Genomic DNA, 10,000 nt, shown 5'->3' with positions numbered 1-10,000 from the left:
TATCCAATGTTTATTGTTGAAGGTGAAAATCAGCGTCAGGCGATTCCTTCTATGCCGGGTATAGAGCGCTTATCGCTGGATTTATTGCTTACAGAGGCAAAAGAATTGGCTGCTTTAGGCATTCCTGCCATCGCCATTTTTCCAGTCACAGCAGCCGAGAAAAAATCTCTTTTAGCTGAAGAAGCTTACAACCCTGACGCCTTAGCACAACGGGCTGTACGGATGTTAAAACAACATGTGCCTGAACTAGGCGTGATCACTGATGTGGCCCTTGATCCTTTCACTACCCATGGTCAGGACGGCATTATTGATGACGACGGTTATGTGCTGAACGACATCACTACAGATATTCTGGTGAAGCAGGCTTTGTCTCATGCTGAAGCCGGCGCTGACATAGTGGCACCATCTGACATGATGGATGGTCGTATTGGTGCCATTCGTTCAGCGCTTGAAGCTGAAGGTTATGTAAACACCAAAATCATGGCTTACTCTGCTAAATATGCTTCAGCCTATTACGGTCCATTCCGCGATGCAGTAGGCTCAGCCGGCAACTTAAAAGGCGGCAATAAAAAGTCCTATCAGATGGATCCAGCCAACAGCAACGAAGCTTTACGTGAAGTAGCTCTGGATTTAGAAGAAGGTGCTGACATGGTGATGGTAAAACCAGGCATGCCTTATCTGGATATTGTCCGTCGTGTTAAAGATGAATTTGGAGTGCCTACTTTTGCTTATCAGGTCAGTGGCGAATACGCTATGCATATGGCGGCAATTCAGAACGGCTGGCTAGCAGAGGAAGCTATAGTGATGGAGTCACTGTTGGCCTTTAAACGCGCTGGCGCCGATGGCATCCTGACTTACTTTGCGAAAAAAGCGGCCATTTGGTTGAAGTAATAAAATCTAAAAATGGGGTCATAAAAATGGGGTCAGATCACATTAGTTATGCGTAACTAATGTGATCTGACCCCATTTTATTCAATACTTAGCTGCCAGCCCGCTTGTTGTTGGTACACCACTTCCTGTTCAAGTTCAGCCCGCATCAGTGGGTGATGATCCAACCAGCCTGCAGGCAGGGTCAATGTCAAAGCCTCAGCTTGAGCTGTGATCTGTACTTCTGGTAATACTTCATGCCGACGGCGCATCGACAAAATCACAGAAAGTCGTAATAGGCGCGTTAACCGCACCGCCAATAACACTGAGGTCATGGTTTGTCTGGACAGAATTTCTTTATTGATATCAGCCCTGTGGTTATAGACCAGCGCCATCAGCAGTTGTTGTTGCGCCCGGGTAAAACCTGGCAGCTCAGCATGACTGATAATGTAAGCCCCATGGTGGTGATGGTTTTTGTATTCAATCAACAAGCCCAGCTCATGCAGCAAAGCGCCTGAGCGCAACATGGCCAAACCTTCAAAACTGGATAAATTCCATTGCTGATGCAGCTGATTGGCTAAGGTAGCAGCCATGTCGGCGACACGCTCCGCATGCTGCTGGTCGATGTAATAGCGCACCATCATACTTTGCATAGTGCGGGCACGCACATCCTGGTGCTGCAACTGCGGCAACATACTGTAAAGCACGCCTTCGCGTAAAGCACCACCGGATAAGGTCATGCCGCTGATATTCAGCACACGGAACAGGGCTATTAAGATAGCTAAACCAGAAGGGAATACCTGTTTACGTTCCTGAGCTAAGCCGGGTAAGTTTAACTGGTCCATATGACCACAAGCCAAAGCCTGCTGCATAATAGCTTCAAGTCGCGGCAACGTAATAACTTCATCTTTGCCCTGACCTACTAAAATCTCCTGCATGGCCTGCACTGTGCCGGATGCGCCTACAGCATTTTGCCAGCCCTGTTGCAGGTACTGATCGCTGATGGTAAGAATTTCATGTTCAGCTGCAGCAATAGCGGCATTAAAGTTGGTTTCACTTAATTCGTTATTTTCAAAATAACGTTCCAGAAAAGTCACGCAGCCCATATTCAGGCTCGACAACAAAATCGGCTGGAAGCCCTGACCTACCACTATTTCGGTGGAAGCGCCGCCTATGTCGATCACCAGACGGTTCGAATCACAATTCGAGGTATGAGCCACACCTAAGTAAATAATACGGGCTTCGTCTTCACCGGAAATAACTTTTATCGGCTGACCTAAAATAGCCTCAGCTTCAACCAGAAAGGTTTTGACATTACGAGCTAATCGCAGCGTAGCAGTACCTACGATGCGAATATTTTCTGAGGGAATATCTTGCAGGCGTTCAGCAAACAAGGCCAGGCATTCCCAACCCCGGGTCATGGCTTGTTTACTGAGTACTAAACTATCGTTTAAACCGGCGGCCAAACGCACTTTACGCTTGACCCGGCCAATGACCTGAACGCTGCCGCCAACCACTTTCACCATTAACATATGAAAGCTATTGGAGCCGAGATCGATCACAGCATAAATATCATTATGCTGTGTCGGTTTAGCCGCGCCGTCCATAGACTTAACGCGGGCGGCTACGTGGGTTTCTTGGCCCATTCTGATTAGGTCGTCCACCGCTACGTGCCTGACCCGGACGACGTCTGACCCTTGGTTTGGGCACAGTCAAATCTTCCAGCAACGCAGAAGTATCGTATTGAGTAACAGGGATAGCATGACGGATATAGTCTTCGATAGCCGTCAGGTTTAACGCATAACGCTCACAGGCAAAACTGATGGCTTTACCACTTTCACCGGCACGGCCAGTACGGCCAATACGGTGTACATAGTCTTCACAATCATCTGGTAGGTCATAGTTAAAAACATGACTGACCATAGGGATATGTAAACCACGGGCTGCAACATCTGTCGCCACCAGAATATCCAGTTTACCACTGGTGAAATCCTCCAGAATACGTAAACGTTTTTTCTGGATCACGTCGCCTGTCAGTAAACCGACACGATGGCCATCGGCTTCCAACCAGGCGTGAATATCTTCACAGCAGTGTTTGGTGTTGGCAAAAACTATGGCTTTATCCGGCCATTCTTCTTCCATCAGCGTCAGCAACAACTTCATTTTGTGTTCGTCTGACGGATAAAACAATTCTTCAGAAATACGTGATCCGGTCATTTGTTCAGGCGCCACATGAATATGCACGGGCTGGTTCATCTGCTCAAAGGCCAGTTCCTGCACCTTGTAGGACAAAGTGGCAGAGAATAATAAGCTCAAACGTTCAGTCACAGGAGGCATACGACGGAACATAAAACGGATATCTTTGATAAAGCCTAAATCGAACATACGGTCGGCTTCATCCAGCACCACCACCTGAATTTGTGACAGGTCGTACAGGCCTTGTTTTAAGTAATCAATTAAACGGCCAGTGGTACCAATTAAAATATCTGCGCCTTGTTCCAGCAATTGGCGTTGAGAATCATAACCCTCGCCCCCATAAATCAGAGCAAGCTTTAAGCCCGATGTTTTGGCCAGAGCCTGAGCGTCATGATGGATCTGAACAGCCAGTTCGCGCGTAGGAGCCATAATGATGGCACGAGGTTGCCCTTTAGCCTTTGGCTCATGGGTTAACAAATGATGGAAAGTTGCCGTCAGAAAGGCAAGAGTTTTACCTGTACCTGTTTGTGCCTGGCCCGCAATGTCTTTGCCAGCTAACGCAAGAGGCAAACATTGAGCCTGGATTGGGGTACAATGGTCATAACCTTGCGCGGACAAAGCGGCAAGAACCTGTGGAGCCAATGCGAAATCGGCAAATTTATGCTGAGTTAAGTGTGTTTTATTCATACGCGCTAAGCATAACCGTTACGCTTGCAATAAGAAACAGTCCAGATAGAATTGACATTATTTTTTTGCAGTTACACTACTGCCCAGCAATAACGGAGAATACAATGAGTGAACATATTCTGCAGGTGTCAGACGACAGCTTCGAAGCCGACGTGTTAAAAGCTGCTGCCCCTGTCCTGGTCGATTTTTGGGCTGAGTGGTGTGGTCCGTGCAAAATGATTGCACCTATCCTCAACGAAGTAGCACAGGAATACGCAGGTAAAGTGACAGTGGCCAAGGTCAACATCGACCACAACCCGGGCACTCCACCAAAATTTGGTATTCGTGGTATTCCAACTTTACTGTTGTTCAAAAACGGTCAGGTTGCAGCCACTAAAGTTGGCGCCTTGTCCAAGACTCAGTTAAAAGAGTTCTTAGACAGCAATATCTAATTGATTGAAAAAATGGCGCATAAAAATGCGCCATTTCTTTTTTTACGGCTGGACGACTGAAAATTATCCTGCTAATGTGTAACGCAGCAACAAATCCCTGTAACCACGCTTTTCCGTTGACTAAACCTAAGCCTACTTCCTTTTAATCAGCGGCAAGCAATTTAATTCTGTTTGACCAACAAGAACCCATCATATGCATTTAACCGAACTAAAACTGAAGCCGATTAACGAGCTGGTTGATTTAGCCGAGTCTATGGGCCTGGAAAACATGGCCCGCTTACGTAAGCAAGACATTATTTTCGCTATCTTAAAATCACACGCCAAAAATGGTGAAGAGATTTTTGGTGACGGCGTTGTTGAAATCCTGACCGATGGCTTCGGTTTCCTACGTTCTTCTGACAGCTCCTATTTGGCTGGCCCGGACGATATTTACGTCTCCCCAAGCCAAATCAGACGCTTTAACCTGCGTACTGGTGACACTATTTCGGGTTTGATTCGCCCACCAAAAGAAGGTGAGCGTTATTTTGCACTGTTAAAAGTGAACGAAGTCAACTTCGGTCGCCCAGAGCAAGCCCGTAACAAAATTCTGTTTGAAAACTTAACCCCTTTACATGCCAATTCCCGTTTACGTATGGAACGTGGCAATGGCAGTAAAGAAGACATCACAGCCCGTGTATTAGACCTGGCTTCTCCTATTGGTCGCGGTCAGCGTGGTTTGATTGTGGCACCTCCTAAAGCTGGTAAAACTATACTGCTGCAGAACATTGCTCAATCTATCGCTGCCAACCACCCTGAATGTGTGTTGATGGTGTTGCTGATTGACGAACGTCCGGAAGAAGTGACAGAGATGCAACGTCTGGTGAAAGGCGAAGTAGTAGCTTCTACCTTCGACGAGCCAGCCAGCCGTCACGTTCAGGTGGCTGAAATGGTGATCGAAAAAGCCAAACGTTTAGTTGAACACAAAAAAGACGTCATTATTTTACTCGACTCTATTACCCGTTTAGCCCGCGCTTACAACACAGTGATCCCAAGCTCAGGCAAAGTATTAACAGGCGGTGTGGACGCTAACGCTTTACACAAACCAAAGCGCTTTTTTGGTGCAGCCCGGAACGTGGAAGAAGGTGGTAGCTTAACCATTATCGCCACAGCTCTGGTTGATACGGGTTCGAAGATGGACGAAGTCATTTACGAGGAATTTAAAGGTACAGGTAATATGGAATTGCACCTGTCACGCAAAATTGCGGAGCGTCGTGTCTTCCCAGCCATTGATTTCAACCGTTCAGGCACCCGTCGTGAAGAACTGCTGGCCTCCTCAGAAGAATTACAAAAAATGTGGATCCTGCGCAAAATCCTTAATCCAATGGATGAAACGGACTGCATGGAATTCCTGATCGATAAACTGTCGATGACTAAAACCAACGACGAGTTTTTCGAAGCCATGAAACGGCAAAAAAATAGTTAACCCCCCAAAACCGGCCTAGTAGCCGGTTTTTTTTATGTGAGAAAAAGCAGATGACAACCCCACAGATCGTAGTCATAGGTGGTGGTGCCGGTGGACTGGAGCTGGCAACCCGCCTGGGTAATAAATTTGGCCGTAAAGGCAAAGCGGCCATTACCCTGATTGACAGAAATCCTACTCATATCTGGAAACCTTTATTGCATGAAGTAGCGACAGGCACTTTGGATGTTGATATTGATCAGGTAACTTATCGTGCCCATGCCAAGGCCCACGGCTTCGATTTCCAACTCGGTACTTTTACCGGGCTGAACAGAACTCAGCGTCAGGTGACGCTCGCCCCTGTGCTGGATGAAAGCGGTGACATTGTCCTGGAAGAACGCCATATCCCTTATGATTATCTGGTGTTGGCTATTGGTAGTATTTCCAATCACTTTAATACGCCCGGCGTGCAGGAGCATTGTATTTTCCTCGACAGCCCGGCTCAGGCCAACCGTTTTCACCGCCGTCTGCTCGAGGCCTATTTAAAACTCAATTCACCTTTGCACCCCAAGGAAAATCTGAATATCGCTATAGTGGGCGCCGGAGCAACAGGTGTTGAACTAGCAGCGGAATTGCATCACGCCGCCGCAGAACTGAATTCATACGGTTTTGACGATATGAAACGTGACCGCCTGAAAATCTCCGTGATTGAAGCTGGTCCACGTATCCTGCCCGCCTTACCTGAACGTATTGCCGCCGCCGCCCATAAGGAATTATTAAAGTTAGGCGTAGACGTAAGAGTGAACACCAAAGTTACAGCGGCAGACGAAGACGGATTGCAATTGGGTGATGAGCATTTGCAGGCTGAACTGATGGTGTGGGCCGCTGGCATTAAAGCGCCGGATTTCTTAAAAGAACTGGATGGTTTAGAAACAAATAGAATCAATCAGTTGATGGTTCTACCTACGCTGCAAAGCAGTGTAGACAGCCAGATTTATGTTATAGGTGACTGTGCAGGATGTCCACTGCCTGACAATAAATGGGTGCCACCACGAGCTCAGTCAGCCCACCAGATGGCCAGCCATGTTGCGAAAAATCTTGCTGCCGCTTTGTCAGGCAAAGCTCAACTGGATTACAAGTACAAGGATCACGGCTCTTTGATTTCCTTAAGCCGTTTTGGCACCGTAGGTAATCTAATGGGTAATCTGGTCGGTGGTGCTATGATGATTGAAGGCCGTATTGCCCGTCTGGCTTATATATCTTTATACCGTATGCACCAGGTGGCGTTACACGGCTGGTTCCGGACGCTGGTCATTTCGGTGATAGGTAAAATCAACAAAATCATCAGACCAAGGCTCAAGCTGCACTAAAGGCTACAGGTCACTAAAGCGGGTTTCAGCCTGTTCAGGTACAAAAAGCCTGTTATGCTGGAATCCGTCATAATGTGGCTCCAGCAATTGTTGCTCCTGCTCGGAGAACCAACGATACATAGCTCTTTTGTATTCAGGTTGAAGCTTTAATTTATTCAACGCTTTATCAATATCTGAGATCCAGCGTTTTCCTGTACCTGTTTTAGAACAACTGACATAGGTATAGGAATAGCTTGGAATTTCCGCTATGGGCCTAAATTCAAGCTTGACGTCCTGACCAGCTTCAATGCTGAAATACCTCAAACGGTTTGGATAATCTACTACATAATCCACCCGCTTTGCCGCCAGTAACTGAGCAGGATTCAGCGTACTCATTGAACTCCCGCCCAGATTACTGCCTTCTTTATTGATCTGTGCGGCAATTGCAGCCGGATAGGCTCTGTCATTTTCAATCAGTCCCAGCAGATCAGGATCTTTCACCAGCTGATTCATCTGAATAGCCTGATCGGGAGAAAATGTGCTCAATCTGTCGTTTTGTTGCAGGCTATTAATGGCCAGATTAGGCAACATACCAGCTGGCTGAGAAAAATATGTCCTTTTGTCGCGCTCTGGTGTGTAACGCAGACCAAAGGTGCAATGGTCTTCGCTACTGGTCGCAGATACTTTGACGATGCGGGCCAGATGGATTTGGTTGATCTGATGTTTATATTGAGGTAACGCACTGACAAGCTGACTCAACATTAAATCAAAGGAGCCTTGCCCGGCGTATGGCCCTTCACTGATCCGGTAAGGGGGCCAATGGCTGGTATACCACTGCATCACAGGTTGAGCAGAAAGGTCGAACGCCAATAAGATCAGTAAAATACAAGCACTTAACTTCTTCATCCCGCCTCCGTGCAAAGAAGGCAGTACAGTAACAAATGACGTGATCAGCGACAAGGTCGTTCGTCGCAAGCAAAAGCCCCTTGTCTGGGCTTTTGCTTGCGCTTTTAAAGGTTAATCAATCACTAAGTGAATAATAGGATCAATTACCCCTGCAGCAGGTTCAATACTTAAAGCGGCCAGATACTCAGCTCTGGCATGCTCTGCAGCTTCTGTCGTATCCGCATGCACTCTGGCCAGCACATCGCCAGCAGCCACTTTGGCACCTAAAGCTTTGATATCACTAAAACCTACGGCCATATTAATCACCTGATCAGGATGGGCACGACCACCACCTAAACGCACCACAGCCATACCCACAGCAGTGGTATCGGCTTTATTCAGATAACCAGCAACAGGTGCTTTGATATCCAACACTACTTTGGCTCTGGCCAGATAGAGTTCTGGTTTCTCTAGTAAGTCCGCTGGGCCACCTTGAGCCGCCACCATTTTACTGAAAATCTCAGCGGCTTTACCGCTGGTTAAACTTTGCTCTAAGGCTACAATAGCACTGGCTTTATCCTGGAATAAGCCACCCAATTGCAACATGCTGGCACCTAACTCTAAAGTTACCTGATGCAAGCGCGACTCGCGGTATTTTCCTGTTAAATAGTCCAGCGTTTCCAGTATTTCCAGGGCGTTGCCTGCTGTTGTGCCCAACGTCTGATTCATGTCAGTCAATAAAGCCTGGGTCGGTACACCAGCCCCTTTGGCGGTGTTGACAATACTCTTCGCTAAAGCTGAAGCGTCTGCGACATTTTTCATAATGGCGCCTGAGCCAATTTTCACATCCATAGTCAAAGCCTGCAGGCCTGCGGCCAGCTTTTTCGACAAAATAGAGGCGGTAATCAGAGGAATGGATTCCACTGTAGCTGTGACGTCGCGGATTAGATATAAACGCCGGTCGGCCGGAGCCAATTCACCACTTTGTGAGACGATAACGCAGCCTTGTTGTTTCACCAGTTGTTGGATTTTGTCTAAAGGCTGCTGGCACTGATAACCTGGAATAGCCTCCAGCTTGTCGATTGTGCCGCCTGTATGGCCTAAACCCCGCCCTGCAATCATAGGTACGTAAGCACCACAAGCCGCTATCATGGGAGCCAGCATTAAGCTGACTTTATCTCCGACGCCACCTGTACTGTGCTTATCAACCACAGGGCCATCAAGCATATCCGCCCAGTTCATCACAGCACCAGAATGCTGCATAGCGCGGGTAAGAGCTACAGTCTCAGCTGTGCTCATGCCATTCAGATAAATCGCCATAGCCAGAGCTGCAGTCTGGCCTTCACTGAAACTTTGGTCCGTCAAACCACGGACAAATTGAGCTATCGCAGCTTCTGTTAAGGCACCGCCATTACGTTTTTGTTTGATAATTTCCTGAGGTAATAACATCTTGGACTCCAGACTCAGAATTTTTTACTGTTCGCCAGAAACAACGGTGTGAAGGCACTCGGCAGTAATTGCTCCAGCGTCCATTCCTGTTGTTGCGCTAAGTGATTGCAGCTACGCACCGGGCTGTCGGGCGTAAAAAATTCAGCAATCACCTGGCGACAGATACCACAAGGTGGCGTCAGTTGCTCTTGTGGGGTGTACACCATCAGGCCAACAAACTCGCGCTCACCAGCGACAACTGCAGCGGCTATGGCATTACGCTCAGCGCAAATAGTGCCACCATAAGAAGCGTTTTCAACATTGCAGCCAGAATAGATTTTGCCGCTTTTGGCCTGAACTGCGACACCAACCGGGAATTTACTGTAAGGCGCATAGGCTTGTTCGGATGCTGCCTTCGCAGCTTGGGCTAATTCTGCCCATTGGATACTTGTTGTCATACTCTGATTTCTTGCAGGTCATACGGCCTTAGGTTATGCGCCTAAAGCCGTTCAGAATCAAGAGTAAGCTGGTTATAAAACCAACAAATGCAGCAAAAAAGTTAAACATATACCCAAGTGACCTCAAGATGCGAGTTTCAGAGCCGCTGGGCGCTTGCAATGCAAGGCAGCCTGGCGAAGCAATGTCGACTACCTTGTGAGACAGGCTAACACCGCAGTGCAATCGCCCAGCGACTCCCTTCGGGCGGGGCTAAAAGCGCT

The 10,000-nt window shown here is 47.7% G+C and carries 9 protein-coding genes; 4 read left to right on the top strand and 5 right to left on the bottom strand.

Annotated features, from left to right (window positions below; all coding sequences use genetic code 11):
- Positions 1-891, top strand: an 891-nt coding sequence (gene hemB, locus LDL40_RS15880; protein WP_300996427.1) for a porphobilinogen synthase, incomplete at its 5' end; no start/stop codon positions are given.
- A gap of 77 nt (positions 892-968) precedes the next feature.
- Here hemB and gppA read toward each other — a convergent pair.
- Positions 969-2,513 carry a guanosine-5'-triphosphate,3'-diphosphate diphosphatase gene (gene gppA, locus LDL40_RS15875; RefSeq protein ID WP_367304340.1) on the bottom strand — a complete coding sequence of 515 codons (1,545 nt, stop codon included), beginning with the start codon at positions 2,511-2,513 and terminating at the stop codon, positions 969-971.
- On the bottom strand, positions 2,479-3,750 hold the full coding sequence (rhlB, locus tag LDL40_RS15870; RefSeq protein ID WP_300996426.1) for an ATP-dependent RNA helicase RhlB: 1,272 nt from the start codon (positions 3,748-3,750) through the stop codon (positions 2,479-2,481). Before rhlB ends, gppA begins: the two co-directional genes overlap by 35 nt.
- A 104-nt stretch (positions 3,751-3,854) precedes the next feature.
- Here rhlB and trxA point away from each other — a divergent pair, with 104 nt between their 5' ends.
- From trxA to LDL40_RS15855, 3 genes are all read left to right on the top strand, one after another.
- The gene (gene trxA / locus LDL40_RS15865; RefSeq protein ID WP_046518974.1) at positions 3,855-4,181 is read left to right on the top strand and encodes a thioredoxin TrxA; all 327 of its coding nucleotides are present in this window, start codon (positions 3,855-3,857) and stop codon (positions 4,179-4,181) included.
- Positions 4,182-4,374: 193 nt separating this feature from the next.
- Positions 4,375-5,643 carry a transcription termination factor Rho gene (gene rho / locus LDL40_RS15860; protein WP_300996425.1) on the top strand — a complete coding sequence of 423 codons (1,269 nt, stop codon included), beginning with the start codon at positions 4,375-4,377 and terminating at the stop codon, positions 5,641-5,643.
- A gap of 50 nt (positions 5,644-5,693) precedes the next feature.
- Positions 5,694-6,989, top strand: a complete 1,296-nt coding sequence (locus LDL40_RS15855) for an NAD(P)/FAD-dependent oxidoreductase (protein ID WP_300996424.1) — start codon at positions 5,694-5,696, stop codon at positions 6,987-6,989.
- 3 nt (positions 6,990-6,992) lie between these two features.
- Here the strand turns inward: LDL40_RS15855 and LDL40_RS15850 are convergent, their stop codons facing one another.
- The 3 genes from LDL40_RS15850 to LDL40_RS15840 form a co-directional block, all read right to left on the bottom strand.
- Complete coding sequence (locus LDL40_RS15850) at positions 6,993-7,874, bottom strand: TIGR02285 family protein (protein WP_300996423.1); 882 nt, start codon at positions 7,872-7,874, stop codon at positions 6,993-6,995.
- A 111-nt stretch (positions 7,875-7,985) separates the two neighbouring features.
- Positions 7,986-9,302 (bottom strand): thymidine phosphorylase, encoded by a 1,317-nt coding sequence (deoA, locus tag LDL40_RS15845; RefSeq protein WP_300996422.1) that lies wholly within the window; start codon positions 9,300-9,302, stop codon positions 7,986-7,988.
- 14 nt (positions 9,303-9,316) lie between these two features.
- Positions 9,317-9,739: a cytidine deaminase gene (locus LDL40_RS15840; protein ID WP_300996421.1), complete on the bottom strand. Its 423-nt coding sequence runs from the start codon at positions 9,737-9,739 to the stop codon at positions 9,317-9,319.
- Positions 9,740-10,000 lie beyond the last annotated feature (261 nt).

Origin of the sequence: Rheinheimera sp. (assembly GCF_020217005.1) — a bacterium.
Classification (GTDB): domain Bacteria; phylum Pseudomonadota; class Gammaproteobacteria; order Enterobacterales; family Alteromonadaceae; genus Pararheinheimera.
Note: the sequence above shows the minus strand (reverse complement) of the source record. Positions and strands in the feature narration are given on the sequence as shown.